Origin of the sequence: Paraburkholderia sp. RL17-347-BIC-D (assembly GCF_046027915.1) — a bacterium.
Classification (GTDB): Bacteria; Pseudomonadota; Gammaproteobacteria; order Burkholderiales; family Burkholderiaceae; genus Paraburkholderia.
Window position 1 is genome coordinate 138,467 of record NZ_JARESS010000017.1, and the last position, 21,193, is coordinate 159,659.

13 protein-coding genes are annotated in these 21,193 nt (G+C 64.2%); 5 read left to right on the plus strand and 8 right to left on the minus strand.

Translation table 11 applies throughout. From position 1 onward, the window contains the following. Positions 1-185 precede the first annotated feature (185 nt). The 4 genes from pabB to grpE form a co-directional block, all read right to left on the minus strand. The gene (gene pabB, locus P0D96_RS23305) at positions 186-2,102 is read right to left on the minus strand and encodes an aminodeoxychorismate synthase component I (protein ID WP_408315483.1); all 1,917 of its coding nucleotides are present in this window, start codon (positions 2,100-2,102) and stop codon (positions 186-188) included. 25 nt (positions 2,103-2,127) lie between these two features. Next, on the minus strand, positions 2,128-3,267 hold the full coding sequence (dnaJ, locus tag P0D96_RS23310) for a molecular chaperone DnaJ (protein ID WP_132375993.1): 1,140 nt from the start codon (positions 3,265-3,267) through the stop codon (positions 2,128-2,130). 280 nt (positions 3,268-3,547) lie between these two features. Continuing rightward, positions 3,548-5,500: a molecular chaperone DnaK gene (gene dnaK, locus P0D96_RS23315; RefSeq protein WP_132375994.1), complete on the minus strand. Its 1,953-nt coding sequence runs from the start codon at positions 5,498-5,500 to the stop codon at positions 3,548-3,550. Between the two features lie 526 nt (positions 5,501-6,026). Then, on the minus strand, positions 6,027-6,611 hold the full coding sequence (gene grpE, locus P0D96_RS23320; protein ID WP_132375995.1) for a nucleotide exchange factor GrpE: 585 nt from the start codon (positions 6,609-6,611) through the stop codon (positions 6,027-6,029). A gap of 18 nt (positions 6,612-6,629) precedes the next feature. Between grpE and P0D96_RS23325 the strand changes: the two genes are divergently transcribed. Next, a complete protein-coding gene (locus tag P0D96_RS23325) occupies positions 6,630-6,926 on the plus strand; it encodes a hypothetical protein (protein ID WP_408283404.1) in 297 nt (98 codons plus the stop codon). Positions 6,927-7,135: 209 nt separating this feature from the next. On the opposite strand, the gene P0D96_RS23330 is transcribed toward P0D96_RS23325, so the two are convergent. The 3 genes from P0D96_RS23330 to hrcA all read right to left on the minus strand — a co-directional run bounded on the left by P0D96_RS23330 (position 7,136) and on the right by hrcA (position 9,816). Continuing rightward, a complete protein-coding gene (locus P0D96_RS23330; protein WP_132375997.1) occupies positions 7,136-7,543 on the minus strand; it encodes an RNA-binding S4 domain-containing protein in 408 nt (135 codons plus the stop codon). 8 nt (positions 7,544-7,551) lie between these two features. After that, positions 7,552-8,622 (minus strand): ferrochelatase, encoded by a 1,071-nt coding sequence (hemH, locus tag P0D96_RS23335; protein WP_408283408.1) that lies wholly within the window; start codon positions 8,620-8,622, stop codon positions 7,552-7,554. A gap of 174 nt (positions 8,623-8,796) precedes the next feature. Next, positions 8,797-9,816: a heat-inducible transcriptional repressor HrcA gene (hrcA, locus tag P0D96_RS23340; RefSeq protein ID WP_106284494.1), complete on the minus strand. Its 1,020-nt coding sequence runs from the start codon at positions 9,814-9,816 to the stop codon at positions 8,797-8,799. 330 nt (positions 9,817-10,146) lie between these two features. On the opposite strand from hrcA, the gene P0D96_RS23345 reads away from it, so the two are divergent. Further along, positions 10,147-11,049 (plus strand): NAD kinase, encoded by a 903-nt coding sequence (locus P0D96_RS23345; RefSeq protein WP_408178867.1) that lies wholly within the window; start codon positions 10,147-10,149, stop codon positions 11,047-11,049. 71 nt (positions 11,050-11,120) lie between these two features. After that, positions 11,121-12,791: a DNA repair protein RecN gene (gene recN, locus P0D96_RS23350; RefSeq protein ID WP_408315485.1), complete on the plus strand. Its 1,671-nt coding sequence runs from the start codon at positions 11,121-11,123 to the stop codon at positions 12,789-12,791. Positions 12,792-12,979: 188 nt separating this feature from the next. Here the strand turns inward: recN and glnE are convergent, their stop codons facing one another. Next, complete coding sequence (gene glnE / locus P0D96_RS23355) at positions 12,980-15,772, minus strand: bifunctional [glutamate--ammonia ligase]-adenylyl-L-tyrosine phosphorylase/[glutamate--ammonia-ligase] adenylyltransferase (protein WP_408178869.1); 2,793 nt, start codon at positions 15,770-15,772, stop codon at positions 12,980-12,982. 186 nt (positions 15,773-15,958) lie between these two features. Between glnE and P0D96_RS23360 the strand changes: the two genes are divergently transcribed. Next, positions 15,959-20,143 carry a YhdP family protein gene (locus tag P0D96_RS23360; protein WP_408283417.1) on the plus strand — a complete coding sequence of 1,395 codons (4,185 nt, stop codon included), beginning with the start codon at positions 15,959-15,961 and terminating at the stop codon, positions 20,141-20,143. A 129-nt stretch (positions 20,144-20,272) separates the two neighbouring features. Beyond that, the gene (locus P0D96_RS23365) at positions 20,273-21,124 is read left to right on the plus strand and encodes a carbon-nitrogen hydrolase family protein (protein ID WP_408283420.1); all 852 of its coding nucleotides are present in this window, start codon (positions 20,273-20,275) and stop codon (positions 21,122-21,124) included. Positions 21,125-21,193: the final 69 nt, after the last annotated feature.

The window sequence follows — 21,193 nt, forward strand, 5'->3', positions numbered from 1 at the left end:
CCTGATCGATGTAGCGGGAATCCGCGACCACGCCACCGCACCTCATGACGTGCGGGAATCCGCCTGGCATGCGCGCCTGACCGGCTGGATGGCTCGGCTACGGCATGTTCTTCACGGCTGAAGCTCCAGCGGCCGGCCTGCACCGCGTTGCCTACTGCGGTCAGCGGCTTACTCTCTCGCCTCTCTCAGTCCACAATCCGCGCCGGTACCGCGCCTCGCAGCGCATTGCACACCATTAGCGCTTCGGCGTTTTGCAAATCCGTCCGGCTCAGCACACGTTCGGCCACCTGCAAATCCGACACGTCCTCGAGTAGAACGCCGCGCATCACGCCGGGTAGTACGCCCGACACAAGCGGCGGTGTCCACCAGCGCCCACCCAACTTCACCAACACATTCGAACGGCCGCCTTCGGTCAACTCGCCTTGCGCGTTGAAGAACAACGTATCGAATGCGCCCTTCGCTTCGGCTTCGCGCCAGCCGCGATCGTATTCGGCGCGGCGCGTCGTTTTGTGGCGTAGCAGCGGGTCGGCGGCGTCGGTTGCCGGGAAAGCGTGATCGGGTCCAAGCAGCACGCCGACTGTCGATTCGGCTAGCGGCGTCAATACCGCGGCAGTGATCTGTATCGTGCCGTTTTTGCTCAACGCAAGCCGCATGCGATGCGGCGTGTGCGCAGGCAGCGACGCACACTTCGCCGCGATCTCTGCGCTAATGGCGTTTGCGTCGTCAAGTTTGAAGCCGAGCGTCGCGGCGCTCGACGAGAGCCGTGCGAGATGGCGTGATAGATGCCGCACGCCCTCTTCGCGTGTCGCATACATCGTTTCGAATAGCTCGAAACCCGGCTCGGCGCCGGTCAGAAAGCTGGCCTTCAATTGGCACTCCGCATATTCGTCTGTGGCGATGCTGTCGAGCACGATGCCCGCGCCGACGCCCATCTTGCCTTCTAGTTGGCCAGTTTGTGTCGAGTGGCTCAACGTCAGCGTGCGGATCGCGACGGATAAGCAGAAGTCGCCACAGGCGGTCTGGTTTGCTTCGAGCGTGGTTGTGTCTGTGGGATCAGCAGCCGATGAAGGCGCATCCAGCCAACCAATCGCGCCGGTATAGAGCCCGCGTGGCGTGCTCTCGAGTTCATCGATCAACTGCATCGTGCGATGCTTCGGCGCGCCGGTGATCGAGCCGCAGGGAAACAACGCGCGCAATATTCCGGCGAACGACGTGCCGGGCCGCAACGTCGCATGCACCGTCGAGGTCATCTGCCACACCGACGCATACGGCTCGACCGAAAACAACGCCGGCACTTTGACCGAGCCTGTTTGCGCGACCCGCGACAGATCATTGCGCAACAGGTCGACGATCATCACGTTTTCGGCGCGGTTTTTCGGATCGTTGCCGAGGAATTCGGCAGCGCGCCGGTCCGCCGCCGGGTCGTCCGAGCGCGGCGCCGTGCCTTTCATCGGCCGCGCACGCAACATCGCGCCCTGCTTCTCGATGAAGAGCTCCGGTGAGTAGGACAACACCCAATGAGCGCCGGGCAACGTGATCAGCGCGCCATACGGCACCGGCTGACGCGCCCTCAACCGCCGATACAGTGCGGTCGGCGAGCCGAATACGTCGAACCCGAGCCGATACGTGTAGTTGACCTGATACGAATCGCCCGCGCGCAGGGCCGAGTGAATCGCATCGATCGCCGCATTGAATTGCGCCGTGTCGACGCTCGCGCGCACGTTGGCCGTACCCGCCACTGATGGCTCGGCCGTGCCTTCGTCGCGCGCCATGAGCCATGTGTCGACCTCTTCGCGAGCAAGCTTCTCGCAACGTTCGAACAATAAAAAACGCAGCGTGGCATCGCCACGCTGCGTTTTCAGAGACCGGTGTACTTCTCCGTCGAGAAGATTCCGGCCGAACTCATAGTCGGCGAGCACGACAGCATGCAAGCCTCGCTGCGTCTCAGCGACCACGGTCCCGCACACGGCTTCGAGCTGCGCGGCATCCGCACACACCCGTTCATGCACAAAACCCGTGTACAGACGACTCGAACGGCGCGCCGCCGTCGCGTCGCAATCGTCGAGCAACGCGAACACCGCGTCGCGCTCATCTGCCGTCATACCTACCGCCAACTTCAAACTGCCATTAATCGAAGAAACTCTTCACCCGATCGAACCAGCTCTTGCTTTGCGGACTATGCCGCGAGCCACCCTCGACCAATGCCTTCTCGAACTGCTTGAGCAGATCGCGTTGCGGCTCGGTGAGCTTGACCGGCGTCTCGACTTGCACGTGCACGTACAGATCGCCGGCAATGCTCGAACGCAGCCCCTTGATGCCCTTGCCACGCAGACGGAACGTCTTGCCCGACTGCGTGCCTTCCGGCACGGTGAAGCTGGCGCGGCCCGCGAGGGTCGGCACTTCGATTTCGCCGCCGAGCGCCGCGGTGGTGAACGGAATCGGCATCTGGCAATGCAGATCGTCGCCGTCGCGCTCGAAAACCGAGTGCTGCTTGATGTGAATCTCGACGTACAGATCGCCCGACGGGCCGCCGTTGATACCCGGCTCGCCATTGCCGGCGGAACGGATACGCATGCCGTCGTCGATACCTGCCGGGATCTTCACTTCCAGCGTCTTGGTTTCCTTCACCTTGCCCGCGCCGTGGCAGTGGCCGCACGGTTCAGGAATGTAGGTGCCGGTGCCGTGGCACTTCGGGCAGGTTTGCTGAATGCTGAAAAAGCCTTGCGACATACGCACCGAACCCGAACCGCTACAGGTCGGGCAGGTTTCCGGCTTGGTGCCGGGCTTGGCGCCCGAACCGTGACAGACTTCGCACGAGACCCAGCTCGGCACGCGAATCTGCGTGTCATAGCCGTGTGCGGCCTGTTCCAGCGTGATTTCCATGCTGTAGCGCAGATCGGCGCCGCGATACACCTGCGGGCCGGCGCGGCCGCCGCCGCGTGCGGCACCACCGGCCGCCTGGCCGAAGATGTCGCCGAAGATATCGCCGAATGCGTCGGCAAACCCGCCGAAGCCTTGCGCCCCGGCACCGCCCATGTTCGGATCGACGCCCGCGTGGCCGTACTGATCGTACGCGGCACGCTTTTGCGAGTCCGACAGCATTTCATAGGCTTCCTTCACCTCTTTGAAATGCTCTTCCGCATCCTTGTTGCCCGGATTGCGGTCGGGGTGGTGCTTCATCGCCAGCTTGCGATAAGCCTTCTTGATTTCGTCGTCGCTCGCGTTCTTTGCGACGCCCAGAACCTCGTAGTAATCCCGTTTCGCCATATCGGTTCAACGCCACTCGCGCAATGCGCACGGTGGCTCCTCTTGAATGCTGGAGTCTCACGACTCGTCCGGCCGTCGTTTCATGCCGCCTGAATGCGGCTCAAAACAACGCCCTCCATAAAACAAATGTGCCCGGAGAGCCTAAAAGGCTCGCCAGGCGTGATAACCGCTCTTGCACGTTTCTGCTGTCCTGCTGTTCGACAAAGCTGGCGCAGTCTCCGGTGCAGCCGGGCCGCACACAAGGCTGTGTGCGGCTTTACGGTCGAAAGGCGACCTGGCTTTAGTCTTTCTTGACTTCCTTGAACTCGGCGTCGACCACGTCGTCCTGCTGGTGGCTCGCGCCACCGGCCGTTGCACCCGGGCTTGCCGCGCCCGCTGCCGCTGCTTCGGCACCTTGCGCAGCCTGCATGTCGGCGTACATCTTCTCGCCCATCTTCTGCGAGGCGGTGGCCACCACTTCGATCTTGGCTTCGATCGCGGCCTTGTCGCTCGAACCGCTCTTCAGCGTTTCTTCGAGGTCCTTCAGCGCGGCTTCGATCTTTTCCTTCTCAGAAGCTTCCAGCTTGTCGCCGTATTCGGTGAGCGCCTTCTTCGTGCTGTGGACCAGCGCGTCGCCCTGGTTGCGGGCATCGGCCAGTTCACGCAGCTTGTGATCTTCTTCCGCGTTCGCTTCGGCGTCCTTCACCATCTTCTCGATTTCGGCTTCGGACAGACCCGAGTTCGCCTTGATCGTGATGCGGTTTTCCTTGCCGGTCGCCTTGTCTTTCGCGCCGACGTGCAGAATGCCGTTCGCGTCGATGTCGAAGCTCACCTCGATCTGCGGCGTGCCGCGCGGTGCCGGCGGAATGCCTTCCAGGTTGAACTCGCCCAGCAGCTTGTTGCCCGCGGCCATTTCGCGTTCGCCCTGGAACACCTTGATCGTCACGGCGCCCTGATTGTCGTCGGCCGTCGAATAGACCTGGGCGTGCTTGGTCGGGATCGTGGTGTTCTTGTTGATCATCTTCGTCATCACGCCGCCGAGCGTTTCGATGCCGAGCGACAGCGGGGTCACGTCGAGCAGCAGAACGTCCTTGCGGTCGCCCGACAGAACCTGGCCTTGAATCGCGGCGCCCACGGCGACGGCTTCGTCCGGGTTCACGTCACGGCGCGGATCCTTGCCGAAGAATTCCTTGACCTTTTCCTGCACCTTCGGCATGCGGGTCATACCGCCGACGAGAATCACGTCGTCGATTTCGCCGACCTTCACGCCTGCGTCCTTGATCGCCACGCGGCACGGTTCGATGGTGCGTTCGATCAGCTCTTCAACCAGCGCTTCCAGCTTCGCACGCGTAATTTTCAGGTTCAAGTGCTTCGGACCCGACGCGTCGGCCGTGATGTACGGCAGGTTGATTTCGGTTTGCTGGCTCGACGACAGTTCGATCTTCGCCTTTTCAGCCGATTCCTTCAGGCGTTGCAGCGCGAGCACATCTTTCGACAGATCCACGCCCTGTTCTTTCTTGAACTCGGCAATGATGTAATCGATGATGCGCTGGTCGAAGTCTTCACCGCCCAGGAACGTATCGCCGTTCGTGGAGAGCACTTCGAACTGCATTTCACCGTCGACGTCCGCGATTTCGATGATCGACACGTCGAACGTACCGCCGCCCAGGTCATACACCGCGATCTTGCGGTCGCCCTTTTCGGCCTTGTCCAGACCGAACGCCAGAGCGGCTGCCGTCGGCTCGTTGATGATCCGCTTCACTTCCAGACCGGCGATGCGGCCTGCATCTTTGGTTGCCTGGCGCTGGCTGTCGTTGAAGTACGCGGGAACCGTGATCACGGCTTCCGTGACCGGCTCGCCGAGATAGTCTTCAGCGGTCTTCTTCATCTTGCGCAGCACTTCCGCGGAGATTTGCGGCGGAGCGAGCTTCTGATCGCGCACTTCGACCCATGCGTCGCCGTTATCGGCTTTCATGATCTTGTACGGCATCAGGCCGATGTCTTTCTGCACTTCTTTTTCTTCGAAGCGGCGGCCGATCAGGCGCTTGACTGCGTACAGCGTGTTCTTCGGGTTGGTGACCGACTGACGCTTCGCAGGCGCGCCGACGAGGATCTCGCCGTCTTCCATGTAAGCGATGATCGACGGCGTGGTGCGCGCACCTTCCGAGTTCTCGATCACCTTGACCGAATTGCCTTCCATGATCGCCACGCACGAGTTGGTCGTGCCGAGGTCGATGCCGATGATTTTGCCCATTTTTACTAATCTCCTAACTTTGATCGCTGCGGGAAGCGCCTTGTTTGCCCAGCTGGCGGTAAGGCGATCCGCTCTCAATTCCTACCTGCACTCAACATAAGTGCGTCCGCATCGTTTTCAAGACCTCTTTTGCGATGCGGTCTTTAATTTTTTTCAATCGGGCGAACTTTTGCCCAAATTTGTTCCATTAACCGAGCCGCCTGCCTGCCGACGTGGAAGTGAAACCACGTGGCCACGCCGTGCAGCATGAAGCGCCGGCCCAGTTCGCGATGCTCGCCAACGTTGCTGTGAAACCATTCGAGACCGAGCGCGTGAATCGCGCCCGGCTCACGGGCACGGCTTTCCTGAAGATCTCACAGTTGAAGCGGTCGAGATTCTGGCAAACACCACGCCAATTCATCGTCTGCTCCGAATGACTCGGCGCCGAGCTCGCGCATCGCGAAGACGCGAAGCACCGAGGCGCCGACGAGAACACTGGCCGCGGCGCTGCCTGCCGGCCGAAACGGCTTACCGAGCCTTCCGGCGCTTACTTCGGTGCCGCGACGGTCACGAGTGCCGGCCGCAGCACGCGATCGGCGATCACGAAGCCCTTTTGCAGCACGGCCACCACGGTGTTCGGCTCCTGCTCGGCCGGCACCATGGAAATGGCCTGATGGCGGTGCGGGTCGAACTTCTCGCCAATCGGATTCAGGGCGACGACGCGGCCCTTCTCCAACGCGCCGGTGAGCTGGCGCAGCGTGAGTTCGACGCCTTCGCGCACCTTCTGCAGATCGTCGGATGAGTGGGCGACGGCTGCCTCGAGGCTGTCGATTACCGGCAGCAGATGCTCGGCGAAGCTCTCGATTGCAAACTTGTGTGCCTTGGCGACGTCTTCCTGAGCGCGGCGGCGGACGTTTTCGGTCTCAGCCTTGGCCCGCAGGAAGCTTTCCTGCAACTCGGCGATCTTCGCTTCAGCTTCGGCCAAGGCCGCTTGCTCGGCGTTGACCGGCGAGTCGGTCGCGGCGTTGGCAGCCGCTTCCTGCTGAGGTGCCGCGGCCTCGGCGGCCTGGCGCGCGGTTTCGTCGGCGGGCGTGGGATTCTGGCTCGTCGGGTTCTCTTGCGTGTTTTCCATGTCGCTGAAAGTCGTTAAATGGGTGAAAGCGAGGTAAAAGCCAACGGTGGCAGGCAGCGCATCAAACCTGGCGCGGTTTGTGCGTTGCAAAATCGCGACAGACAACTGCGCGAGTCACCGCAAATCAAAACGGCAGATGAGGCCGGGAACAACCATTTCAAGCGGTTCTCCCGGATCTTTTCGCACCACGAACGCGCGGCGGAAATGCCCGGTTACAACGATTATTGCTGCGCAATCAGATTGAGATTGAGTGCTATCGACAAGTGGCCTATGCTCCACTTAAGCATCGGAAAAGACGCGTTAACCCTAATCTGACGTCAACCTTTCCGACATATTGCAATTTCCACCCGCTTCGCCCGTCTTTATCCTGAACCTTCCCGAGGGGAGTACCGTGAAACTGACCTTTGCAATCTCGGTGGTCGCATTGGTTCTGATTGCGGGCACCACGACCATCTGCATGTCCGGGGCTGTCAACGACCACACTACCGAATACGGCGGTGTGCACGCGACCATGGAACAACTGTTCAACCCCCACCTGAAAGTTTGTCGATAGTGCGCCTGTCGCGTTTGGTCGGCCGGCCGTGCAACGCGGCCGCCGGCTCGCGATACGTCTTGCGCCGCTCCTGTTCGACCTGCCGCTTCACCTTGCTCGCTTCGGTTTCCGCATAAAGCGTTTGCGCGACGCTCGCCGGGCCGCGCACGTCGCACACGCCCAGCACTTCCACCTGCCACACAATCCGTTCGATCTCGATCTCCACCAGGTCGCCGACCCGCACGTCTTTGGCCGGCTTGACGCTGGCGCCGCCAATCCGCACGTGGCCTTTTTCGACGGCGTCGGCCGCGAGCGAACGCGTCTTGAAGAAGCGCGCCGCCCAAAGCCATTTGTCGATGCGCAGCTTCGCGCCCGCTTCAGTTGAAATCGTGTAATTCATGAGCCTGTTCAAGCTCCTGTCGTATGCGGCACCGGCAACGCCTGCACCGGCCATCCCTGGAGGTTCTGCGCGACGATCTCGCCCAGCGCGGCAATCCATGCCTGCGAGGCGTTCAAGCAGGGAATCCGATGGAAATCCTTGCCGCCCGCGTGGAGGAATTCGTCGCGCACTTCCATGCCGATTTCCTCGATGGTTTCAAGGCAATCGGCTGTAAAGCCCGGACAGAACACGTCGGCGCGACGCACACCCGCCGCACCCAGTTCTTTCAGCGTGGGCGCCGTGTACGGCTGCAGCCATTCGGCCTTGCCAAACCGCGACTGGAACGTGATGCGGCATTCCACCTGTGTCAGTTCGAGCGCCTGCATCAACAGTGCGCCGGTTTGCTGGCATTGCTCGTGGTATGGGTCGCCGAGATCCAGCGTGCGCTTGGGCACGCCGTGGAAACTCAGTACCAGCTTGTCGCCCGCGGCAAAGTCCGGCCGGCCGTGCTGATGCCAATAGTGATGCACCTGCGCGGCAAGCGCCGCAATGTAGGCCGGATGGTCGGCGTACTGCCGCACCGTGCGGACCTCCGGCTGATTGCGCATACGCTTGAGCGCCGAAAAAGCGTCGTCGAAAGCGGTGGCGGTGGTCGACGACGAATACTGCGGATACATGGGCATCAGCAGCACGCGCTCGGCGCCCGCCAGCTTGAGCTGGTTCAGCATGGCCGGAATGCCCGGCGTGCCGTAGCGCATCGCGTAATCGACCAGCACCGTGTAGTCGTTCAATTGCAACAGATGGCGCAAGCCCTCCACCTGCTTCTCTGTGTGAACGCGCAGTGGCGAGCCTTCGGGCATCCACACCGCGGCGTACTTCTTGGCGGACGCGCGGCCCCGGACCGGCAAAATCAGTAGCCGCAGAATGATCTGCCAGAGCAGCGCCGGAATTTCGACCACGCGCGGATCGGACAGAAACTGCGCGAGATAGCGGCGGACCGCACGCGGCGTCGGCGCGTCGGGCGTGCCGAGATTGATCAGCAGCACGGCGACACGGTGTGACGTGGCGTTCTGTGAGGGCCGCTCGAGGTCGAAGCGCATAGGCAGCAGAAGTAACCGGTTTTGGCGGAAAGTCGGTTCAGGTGGGATTCATTATAGCGGCGCGGCTCATGCACCGGTCCGCCGGACACCCCTGGCCATTCGGCCAATTGGCAAGCCGCGCGCGGTCACGCATTATTTGCAGCAGGTGCCGCCGCGGCCGGGAGTCGAAGCTATTTATTGCTGGCTGAGAGTCAGGGAAAGCAGCCGCGCGGTGATGTCCACAATCGGAATCACGCGGTTGTAGGCCATGCGGGTCGGCCCGATCACGCCGAGCGTGCCGACGATCTTGCCGTTCACCTCGTACGGCGCGGTGACCACGCTCATTTCCTCGATCGGTACGAGATTCGACTCACCGCCGATGAAAATCTGCACACCCGCCGCGTGACTCGACACGTCGAGCAATTGAAGGAGACTGGTCTTTTGGTCGAACACATCGAACAACTTGCGCAAGCGCGCCATGTCCGACGAAAGGTCGGCGACTTCGAGCAGGTTGCGCTCGCCGGAAATCAGCACGGTCTCGCCCGTGTCGGATTCGTCCGTGCTGGCGGTGACGGCGGCATGCATCAGCGTAGTCATGTCGCCGCGCAACTCGTCGATTTCTTCGCGCAGGCGGCGGCGCACGTCGTCGAACGAAAGGCCCGCGAAGTGCGCGTTGATGTAGTTGGACGCCTCGACCAGTTGCGACGGCGAGAAATCGCGCTGGGTAGCCATGATGCGGTTCTGCACGTCCCCTTCCGGCGTGACGATGATCAGCAGAATGCGCTTGTCGGACAAACGCATGAACTCGATCTGCTTGAACACATGGCTGCGCCGCGGCGTGAGCACCACGCCGGCGAACTGCGACAAATTGGAGAGCACGCTGGCCGCCGCCGCAACGATTTTCTGCGGTTCGCCCGCCTGCAGCGTAGTCTTGACAGTACGCGTCACGGCCTCTTCGTCTGCGGCGGACTCCACCGTCAGCATGGTGTCCACGAACAGGCGGTAGCCGCGAGGCGTGGGAATGCGGCCCGCCGAAGTATGCGGACTGATCACGAGCCCCAGGTCCTCGAGGTCGGACATCACGTTGCGGATCGTTGCGGGACTCAGTTCGAGGCCCGAATAGCGCGACAACGTGCGCGAGCCGACCGGCTGACCTTCGGCGATGTAGCGCTCGATCAGCGTTTTGAGGAGGGTTTGTGCGCGAGGATCTAGCATGACGGAAAATTTTAGCTCAATGGCACGACAACCGCGAGCGCTAGGGGCGCCCATCCCTGACGAACGCGCCGCCTGTTGCCAGCGCAGCGCATTGCCTTCGGTCCGGCCTGCTAGCCGGCGTTCCGCCCGACGCTTTGCGGACCACCTTGCGGGCCACCTTCTGGGCGGCCCCGCTGCCGGCACCCCGCCGCACTTTAACCGGCGCACATGTCATCAAGGCTTCACCATTCTAACGATAATCGCGAGATGCGCTGACGGCCCGCGCGTGCCGGCCGGCTACCGGGTCTGTCTGCGGTTCTTTTCAGGCCCTACCTATGGTGTAATGCCGGCATGCAAGTGACCAGCCAGTTCAAGACCGTCGCGCTCGTCGGGCGCAACAATACGCCGGGCATCGCCGAGCCCTTGACCACGCTCGCCTCGTGCATCGCGAAGCGCGGCTTCGAAGTCGTGTTCGAAGCCGACACCGCCGCCGAGATCGGCGTCACCGACTATCCGGCGCTGCGTCCCGCCGAGATCGGCGCGCGCGCCGACGTTGCGGTGGTGCTGGGCGGCGACGGCACCATGCTCGGCATCGGCCGCCAGCTTGCGCCGTACCGCACGCCGCTGATCGGCATCAACCACGGGCGGCTCGGCTTCATTACCGACATTCCGATCTCCGACATGCGCGAGATCGTGCCGCAAATGCTGTCGGGCAATTTCGAGCGCGAAGAACGTGTGCTGCTCGAAGCGCGCATCATGCGCGGCGGCAATCCGATCTATCACGCGCTGGCCTTCAACGACGTGGTGGTCAACCGCAGCGGCTTCTCGGGCATGGCGGAACTGCATGTCTCGGTGGACGGCCGCTTCATGTACAACCAGCGCTCGGACGGCCTGATCGTGGCCACGCCCACCGGCTCGACCGCTTACGCGCTGTCGTCGCAAGGGCCGATTCTGCATCCGCAATTGCAAGGCATCGTGTTGGTGCCGATCGCGCCGCACGCGCTCTCGAACCGGCCGATCGTGCTGCCGGACGACTCCAAGGTGAGCATCCAGATCGTCTCGGGGCGCGAAGTGAACGTCAATTTCGACATGCAGTCGTTCACCTCGCTCGAACTGAGCGACACGATCGAAGTGCGCCGCTCGCGTCATACGGTGCCGATGCTGCATCCCGTCGGCTACAGCTACTTCGCCACGCTGCGCAAGAAGCTGCACTGGAACGAATACCCGTCGCACGAAGAAGACCCCAAGCCCTGAGCGGCAAGGACACCGGAACGCGAACGCCGCCGCTGCCGAAACCCGACTATCACGCTCACCAGACGACCTCCATGCTTCGCCACCTCTCGATACGCGACTTCGTCATCGTCGCCGCGCTCGATCTCGAATTCGACAGCGGCTTTACTGTTTTCTCCGGTGAAACCGGCGCCGGCAAGTCGATCCTGATCGACGCGCTGGCGCTCGCGCTCGGCGCCCGCGCCGATGCGAACGTCGTGCGCACCGGCGAAAGCCGCGCCGACATCACCGCGGAGTTCGAGACGCACGCGCAGGTCGAGCAATGGCTCGACGAGCAGGCGCTCGGCACGACCGGCGACGACGGCCATCACGACGGCACGGTGATGCTGCGGCGCGTGGTGGATGCGAACGGCCGCTCGCGGGCCTTCATCAACGGCACCGCGGCGACGCTCGCGCAGTTGCGCGAGGTCGGCGAAATGCTGGTGGATATTCATGGTCAGCATGCGCACCAGTTGCTGATGCGCCCCGACGCGCAACGCGAACTGTTCGACACACACGCCGGCCTGTCCGACACTGCGGCAACCGTTACGCGAGCATGGCGCACGTGGCGCGAGAAGGTTCAGGCGGTCGAGCACGCGAAAACGCGTGACCGTGAACTGCAACTGGAACGCGAGCGCCTCGCCTGGCAGCTCACCGAACTGGACAAGCTCGCGCCGCAACCCGGTGAGTGGGAAGAAGTCAACGCCGAGCATCGGCGGCTGTCGCACTCCGCCAATCTCATCGACGGCGTGCAAGGTGCGCTCGGCGCGCTGTCCGAATCGGACGAGGCCATGATCACGCATCTTTCCTCGATCGTCTCGAAGGTGCGTGATCTGGCGGAGATCGATCCGGCCTTGAACGACGTGCTGGCCGCGCTCGAGCCGGCCGAAATCCAGCTGCAGGAAGCGGCTTATTCGCTGAGTCATTACGCGCAAAAGCTCGAACTCGATCCGGATCGGCTGGCGCAGGTCGAGAAGCGTCTCGACGCGTTGCATTCGGCCGCGCGCAAGTTCCGTCTGCAGCCGGAAACACTGCCTGAGGAACACGAGGCGCGTCGCGCGCAACTGGCCGCGCTCGACGCGGCCGCCGACCTCGACAGCCTGCACGCCGCCGAAGCCAAAGCCAGGGAAGACTTCCTGACCGAGGCGAAGAAACTCTCGAAGGCGCGCGCCAAGGCCGGCAAGGCGTTGGGCGCGGCGGTCACCACCGGCATGCAGGAACTGTCGATGAAAGGCGGCAGCTTCGAAGTCGCGCTGGTGCCGCTGCCCGAAGGCGGCGCGCACGGGCTCGAACAGGTCGAGTTCCGCGTCGCCGGTCATGCCGGCGTGCCGCTGCGGCCGCTTGCCAAGGTCGCCTCAGGCGGCGAACTGGCGCGGATCAGCCTCGCGCTCGCCGTGATCGCCAGCGCCGCCAGCCCGACACCCACGCTGATCTTCGATGAAGTGGACACGGGCATCGGCGGCGGCGTCGCCGAAGTGGTCGGGCGGCTTTTGCATCAGCTTGGCCAACAGCGCCAGGTGCTGTGCGTGACGCACTTGCCGCAAGTTGCCGCGCGCGGCGACCATCATTTCCAGGTGGCGAAAGCGGGCAACGGCAAAGGTGGCACGGTCAGCAGCGTGACCTCGCTCGACAAGGCGAGTCGCGTCGAGGAAGTCGCGCGCATGCTCGGCGGCCTGGAGATCACACCGACCACGCGCAAGCATGCGAAGGAAATGCTGGCGGCGTAGTTGTTCGTCGGCTGGGGATGCCCTCGCCATCCGCGACTCGCGATCGGAGCACTGGCGGCGACGAACGACGGCTAAGGGTGAATCGCTGGGCGCGTCGCCCGCTTGGCAAAGTGAAGGCCGCGACGTCGCTCACGCCGCCGCTCGAAGCGCCGCCAGGCAGGCCCCGCTTGAGAAACCCTCGCGCGCGTTCAACCAAACACACGCTTCCACAGCCCCAGCACCGCTTCACGCTCCCTAGCCACCAGCGCCGGCTCGACCCGCGCCTTCTCCATCCCATCCAGCCGCAACTGGTGCTGCAACTTGCGGTACGTTCGGTACGCCGCGCCGACCGTCTCCGCTTCCGCCTCGCTCATCAGGCCGAAGCGCGACACTTCCCGCAGCAACGCGATGTTGCCGGTATTGCGGATCAACTCGGGATCGCTCGCCGCGTGCAACAACACCCAGTACTGCACGGTGAACTCGATATCCACCATCCCGCCGCTATCGTGCTTCAGGTCGAACAGCGCCGTATGGTTCGGATGCCCCGCTTCGACGCGCGCACGCATCTCCACAATTTCCTTCATCAGCGGCGCCGCTTCGCGCGGCGTGGTCAGCACCTGTTCGCGGATGGCTTCGAACTTCGCGCCGATCTCAGCGTCGCCCGCGCAGTAACGCGCGCGGCTCAATGCCTGGTGCTCCCATACCCACGCCGTATTCGCTGCGTCGCCCTCGCGCAACTGGTAACGGCGGAACGCGTCCAGATCGGTGACGAGCAGGCCCGATTCGCCGTTCGGCCGCAGACGCAAGTCGACGTCGAACAGGGTGCCGGCGCCGGTTGCCGTCGTGAGCCAGGTGATCAGGCGGCGGGTGTAGGTGGAGTAGACGTCGGCTGCGGCGTCGTCGGGGTCGTCGTAGAGGAAGATCACGTCGAGATCGGACGCGTAGCCCAGTTCCTTGCCGCCTAGCTTGCCGTACGCGATCACCGCGAAACGCGGCACGTCGCGGTGGCGTTTCGGCAGCTGGTTCCAGACGGCCTCGAGCGTGACGTCGAGCACGGCATCGGCGAGTTCGGACAGCCGGTCGCTCACATGTTCGACGCTCAGCTTGCCGGCCAGATCGATTAGCAGAATGCGAAACACCTCGGCCTGGTGGGCATGGCGCAACAGATCCATCTGCTGCTCGACGCCGTCCGCCGCGGCAAGGCGCAGGCGCAGCGTGCGCTTGAACTCGGGCCAGTCGAACGGACTGTTGATCGCTTCGTCGTCCAGCAATTCATCGAGCAATTGCGGATGGCGGATCAGGTAGCCGGCCGCCCAGCGCGACCCGCCGAGCACCGACAGCACGCGATGCAGCGCCTGCGGATATTCGGTCAGCAGCGCGAGATACGCGCCGCGCCGGCTCACCGCTTCGAGCAGGTCGAAGAAGCGCGCCACCGTATCGCCGCGCCGCTCGGCGGGCTCCAGCGTGCGCGCGGCTTCGAGCGCCCGTTGCGCGACGATGTCGAAACGTTGCCGGCTGCGCTCGGCCAGCCCTGCATAACGCGACGACTGCCACACCGCGCGCAGCCGCGCGAGCAGTTCGCCCGGTTCGGCCACGCCGAGTTCGATCAGGCGCGCCTGCAGGGCTTCGTCGGCGCTGTCGTCGGCGAGCGCGCTGCTCCAGACCCACACGCCGGCGCCGTCTTCGGGTGCGCCACAGCCGTCGCGGCCGCTCACCTTGTCGGCGAAAATCTGATCGAACTGCTGTTCGACGAATTCGCGATGCGCGTCGAGCTTGGCCATCAGCGCGGCGTAGTCGTCGCAACCCATCGCATGAGCGAGCGCCGCGCGTTCCTCGCGATCGACCGGCATCGCATGGGTCTGCGCATCGTTGCGGTATTGCAGCCGATGCTCGAGTTCGCGCAGGAAGCGATACGCCTGCGACAGCTTCACGCAAACCGACGTGTCGATCAGCCCATGCGTGGCCGCGTGACGCAGCACGGCAAGCGTCGGCCGCACACGGAAGCCCGCATCCTGGCCGCCACGGATCAACTGGAACACCTGCGCGCTGAATTCGATTTCGCGGATGCCGCCCCGCCCGAGCTTGATGTCGTCCGCCTTGTCGGGACGCATCGACGCACGCCGCTGCGCCTCCTGGCGAATCTGCAGATGGAGTGCGCGAATCGCGCTGATCACGCCGAAGTCGAGATAGCGGCGGTAGACGAACGGCATGACGATCGCATCGAGCTGCTTCTGCAGCCGTTGCGCGGCATCGCTCGCGGCTTCGGACACGAGACGCCCCTTAATCCACGCATAGCGCTCCCACTCGCGGCCTTGCACGTAGAAATACTCTTCGAGCATGCCGAGACTGCACACGAGCGGTCCCGAGTCGCCGTTCGGCCGCAGCCGCATATCGACACGGAACACGTAGCCGTCGCCGGTCACTTCGGCGAGGGCGCCGATCAGGCGCTTGCCGAGGCGCGTGAAAAAGTCCTGCGTGGCGATCGGCGAACGCTGGCCGCCAGCGGTCTCACCGTCCTCTTCATAAATGAAGATCAAGTCGATATCGGACGACACGTTCAGCTCGCGCCCGCCAAGCTTGCCCATCCCCACCACGCCAAGCGAGAGCCGTTCGCCTTGCGGGTTGCGCGGCTCGCCATACAGCGCTTCGAGTTCGGCGGACAGGACCGCAAGCGCGCGCTGGATCGTCGTCTCCGCCAGGTCCGTCATCGCGCCGGTGACTTCGGCAACATCCGCCTCACCCGCCAGATCACGCTCCATCACGGCGCAAAAAACCTCGGTGCGCAGTTGGCGCAAGGCCCGTTTAAGTGCATCTTCACTCAATGGCGCATCGGCCGCGCCGGCCGACTCGGCGCACAAGGCGTCGAAACGCGCGTCGATACGCTCGCGCGTGAGCGGCCCGGACGCCAGCGCCGCCACGTGCGCCACGAGTTGCGGACGGGCCGCCGCAGCGCGCGCCGCGTAGTGTGAATAGTTGGAACTCAGGAGAGTGGCGTCAGTCATCAAGGGTCTGGCTCGCTCGTTGCTTGATCAGCGTGGTTCAGTTCGCAGTAGCACAGGGGTGCGGCAGCCTCGCGCAAGTCGCGAGACGGCATGCAGACAGGGTTTGCAGGAGGTCCGCCTACGCTTTCCCGTGTGTTACATTTCGTCGTTAATTCGCAAAACTACCATACGCCCTCCCGCCGCAGCATGTCCGAGCGAAACGAATCCGCCGACCAGCACGAAACTGCGCAGGTCCGGCCTGTGAGCGGACGCGACCACATCGTGCTGCGTCGGACCTTGCACGTGGTCCTCGCGCTCGCGCTCGTCCTGTACTTCATTGCGACGGGTCTGTTTCTCGGCTTGCGCTACGTGGTCCTGCCGCGGATCGATTCGTTCCGGCCGCGCATCGAAGCCGCCATCTCCGAAAAGCTGCACACGCAGTTCACCATCGGCAAGCTCGCGCCGCATTGGAGCGGCTTCCAGCCGGGTCTCGACGTCACCGACCTCGTAATCCGCGACCACGACGGCAAAGCCGCGCTGACCATCCCGCACGCCACCGCCGCGCTCTCGTGGAAGTCGCTCTGGCAGTTTCATCCCGCGCTGTCCAGCCTGATCGTCGATCAGCCGGACGTGCTGGTGTCGCGCAGCAGCGACGGCGTGCTTTCGGTGGCGGGCGTGCCGGTGCCGACTCGCCACAGCGGCAACGACACCTTGTCCACCTGGCTACTGCGTCAGCAGGCGATCGTGGTGCGCGGCGGCGCGCTGCGCTGGCGCGATGCGCAGCATGACGCGCCGGAGTTGGCGCTGCGCGACATCCGCATCGCGATTCTGAACGACGGCTACGATCACCGCCTTGCGCTGCAGGCGCCCGCCGACGGCCAGGTCCTGCACGGCCCGATCGATTTCCGCACGCACTTCAAACACGCGCGGCTCTCCGCGATCGGCAAGCCGATCAACTGGACCGGCCAGGTGTACGTCTCGACCGGCCCGGTCGATCTGCCGACGCTCGCGCGCTACGTCAATTTCCCGATCGAGACGTTTGCCGGCCGTATCGACAACGCCATCTGGATCGACTTCGCCGACGGGCGCATGAAGTCGGCGGGCGGGCAACTTGCCGGCACCGACGTCGCCATGCGGGTGCGTCCGACCCAGCCGAAGCTGCTGGTGCCGATCGCCAATTTCTCGTGGCGCCTCGAAGCCGACCAGGGCGACTACAGACTGCAACTGACCAATCTGCACGCCGAACTCGGCCAGCCGCCGCTCGACGACGGCACGCCGCTCACCCGCACACTCGCGTTCACCACGCTCAATAGCCGCTACCGGACCGCCTCGCAGCAACACGGGCAGCTCGTCAGCGTGAGCGGCGATCGTGTCGATCTCGGCATCCTCGCCGAATTCAGCCGCGCGTTGCCGCTGCCGCTGCGCCTCCTGAACAGTCTGGTGCGCTTCAATCCGCGCGGTCTGGTCGCCAATTATGTGATCGAAGTCGAACGCGGCAAACCCGAGTCCGGCGAAGCAGGCAGCGACCGCCGCCCGAGCGGCGCCGAGCCGATCGAACGCTATCGCTTCAAGGGCGACCTGCAGGGTATCAGCATCGCCGCTCAGGAACCGCCGCCGGGGCTCACACCACTGAATCACCCGCGCGCTGGCATTCCCGGCATCGAGAATCTGTGGGGCAGCGTGGATGCCGACGAGACCCACGGCACCGCCCTGCTCAACACCTCCAACGTCGCCATTACGCTGCCGGGCGTGTTCGACGACCCGCGCCTGAAGCTCGACCATCTGCATGGCCGCGCCGATTGGACCATTGCGCCGAAAGCGCCGGGCGAGAACCGCCCGGCCTTCACCGTGAAGCTGGCCGATTTCGGCGTCTCGAACGCCGACGCCGCGGCCACCGCCTCCGCCGACTACAGCAACCCCGGCCACGGACGCGGCTCGCTCGATCTGAAAGCCGACTTCCAGCGCGCGCAGGTGTCGCGCATCGTCCGCTACTTGCCGACCAGCATCAGCGAAAAGCTGCGCATCTATCTCGGCCACGGCTTGCAGGCCGGCATGTCGCACGGCGCGACCATCGAGATTCACGGCGATCTCACCAAATTTCCCTACTCGCGCGATCCGAGCGCCGGGCAGTTCCATATCGTTGCGCCGTTCAAGGGCGGCAAGTTCGATCCGACGCCATTCCCGCCGCGCAAGATGAGGAACGGCACGCCGAACGTGTGGCCCGCGCTCGACGGCATCGACGGCGTGTTCGAGCTCAAGCAGAACGTGCTGCGCTTCGACATCGACCGGGCGCATTACAAGCAGGTCGCGCTGATCGGCGTCAACGGCAGGATCGAGGACCTCGGCACCAAGGCGTCGAGCCTCGTCATCAAGGGCGATGGCCACGGGCCGCTCGCCGACATGCTCGACTACGTGAACGCCAGCTCGCTCGGCATCATGGCGAAGCATGAAACCGAGAAAGTGCGCGCCGAAGGGCCGGCGTCGCTCGCCCTTCAGCTGACGGTGCCGCGTACGCCGAAGCCGCACATCGCCGTGGAAGGCGCGGTCGGCTTCCAGAACAATCGCCTGAGCGTCGAGAACGTGCCGCCGCTGTCGCAACTGAAGGGCAAGGTGCATTTCACCGAGCACACGGCGCAGGTCGACCGGCTCTCCGGGCAATTCCTCGGCGGCGACGTGCATGCGAACGGCGGATTGCAGAAGGACGGCACCTATGAGCTCGACCTCGGCGGCCATATCGCCGTCGACGCCGCACGCGGCCTCAACCTGCATGGCCCGGCCGCGCAGGTGCTGACGCACATGAGCGGCAGCGCGCCCTACGCGCTCAACGTGCGCGGCGCCAAAGGACAGCTGCCCGAAGTGAAGGCGCACTCCGATCTGACCGGCCTCGCGCTCGACTTCCCCGCGCCTTTCAACAAGCCGGTCGGCACGCCGATGCCGCTGCGTTTCGCCGTCAGCCCGTCCGCCGCACCGGGCGAAGCGGGAATCGAGCGCGCCGATCTCACCTTCGGCCCGGTCGCCGCCACCTATCTGCTGCGCTATCAGCCGAAAACGACGCCGACGGTCGTGCGCGGCGCAATCGGCGTAAACAAGCCCGCCGACCTGCCGTCCGAAGGGGTAATCGCCGCCGTCGACCTGGACGAATTCGACGCGGACGCGTGGCGCGCGCTGATCACGCAAATACGCAGTAAAGAAGCGGCCGCCGCCGTGACGCCGGCTGTGCAGAACCCGACCGTCGCGCAATTCCTGCCGAGCCGCTTCGCGTTGCACATCGACACGCTGACGCTGCTCAAACGGCACTGGGACAGCGTGATCGTCGGCGCATCGCATACGGACCGCACATGGCAGGCGAACATCGCCTCGAACCAGGTGTCGGGCCATGTGTCATGGCTGCCGGGCGCGACGAAAGAGTCGCCGGGCACGCTGCAGGCGCGCTTTGCCCGCGTGGTGATTCCGTCAGCGACCGACAAGGACGTGCTCGGCCAGGCAATCTCGGCGCCGGCGCAGAACATGCCGACCATCGATCTGGTGGTCAACGAGTTGATCGTGCGCGACCGCAACATTGGCCGCCTCGAAGTCGACGCGCACAACTTCGACGAAGACGGCGTGCCGGTCTGGCAACTCGACAAGCTCGACATCACCAACCCCGCGGCTACGCTGACCGCCACCGCGAACTGGCGCACCTCGACCGGCCTCGGCAACAGCGCCGACGAAGCCACGCCGCGCCGCACCGTGTTCGATTTCAAGCTCGATATCAAGGACGCCGGCGCGCTGCTGGAGCGCTTCGGCCAGCCGCGCACGCTCAAGGCGGGCAGCGGTTCGCTCTCGGGCAAGGTGGTGTGGCAAGGCGGCCCGACCAAGATCGACTATCCGACCTTTAACGGCAATCTGGCCGTCGATCTGCGTCACGGCGAGATTCTCAAGGTCGATCCGGGCGTCGCCAAGCTGCTGGGAGTGCTCAGCCTGCAAAGCCTCGCGCGCTTCGCCACCATGAATTTCCACGACGTGATCGGCGAAGGCCTGCCGTTTGATCATGTCACCGGCACCGCGCAGGTTCACAACGGCATTGGCCGCACCGAGAACTTCGAGATGGTGACCGCACCGGCGCGCGCCGAGATGAAAGGCTCGGTCGATCTCGCTCAAGAAACCCAGGACCTGCACGTGCGGATCGTGCCGACGGTCAGCGCCGGCGCCGGTGTGATTGCCGCGGCGGTCATCAATCCGCTGCTCGGGCTGGGCGCGCTGGTGGCCGATGTGGCCTTCAGCCAGACGGTCTCGCACGCGTTCGCGCGGGATTACGCGATCACCGGTTCGTGGTCGAAACCGCACGTTGAGCGGGTGAAGAGCGATCGCGGTAAGATGGACGCTCCGGCTTCGACCGTGGACGCGCACTGAGCCTGCATCCGGCCCTTTGTTTGGTCAGACAGGCGCCGTGCCGCACCGGCGGCCCGAGCCAGCCTTGAACGACGTATGCGGCGCAAGCCATTCGCGCCGCCGCCTTGCCGGGAGTTTTTCGAAACGCTCATGAGCGAAACACACGTCTCGTCAACCGTCTCCAGCGGTTCCCTGGAAAGCGCATTCCCTGTCGCTGCGCTGCAAATGGTGAGCACACCGGATCGCGAGCGCAATCTCGCCGAAGCCGGGCGCCTGATTGCCGAAGCCGCCGCCGACGGCGCGCAACTCGTCCTGCTGCCTGAATACTTCTGCTTCATGGGCTTCAAGGATACGGACAAACTCGCCGTGCGCGAACCCTATCAGGACGGTCCGATCCAGCGCTTTCTCGCCGACGCCGCGCGCCGCCACCAGATCTGGGTGATCGGCGGCACGCTGCCGTTGATGTCGCCCGAAGCCTCGCGCGTGCTGAACACCACGCTGGTGTTCGACCCGCAAGGCAAAGAGGCCGCGCGCTACGACAAGATCCACCTGTTCAACTTCGAAAAGGGCGAGGAATCGTTCGACGAGGCACGCACTATCTGCCCCGGCGGCGAGGTCCGCACCTTCGAGGCGCCGTTCGGCCGCGTCGGCCTGTCGGTCTGCTACGATCTGCGCTTTCCGGAGCTGTACCGGCGCATGGGCGACTGCGCGCTGATCGTGGTGCCGTCGGCGTTCACTTACACGACCGGCCGCGCGCATTGGGAGATGCTGCTGCGCGCCCGGGCGGTCGAAAACCAGTGTTACGTGCTGGCCGCGGCGCAAGGCGGCAAACATGAAAACGGCCGCCGGACGTGGGGCCACAGCATGCTGATCGACCCGTGGGGCGAAATCGTCGCGGTGCGCGACGAAGGCGCAGGCGTGGTCGCCGGCAATCTCGAGCGTGCGCGCATCGACGAAGTGCGACAGAGTCTGCCCGCCTGGCGTCATCGTGTGCTCAGTTGACTCCTCTGACCCAGTTGATAAATCCATCCGCGTGACATTGAAACTGCGGCGTCTCCTACTCACATAGTG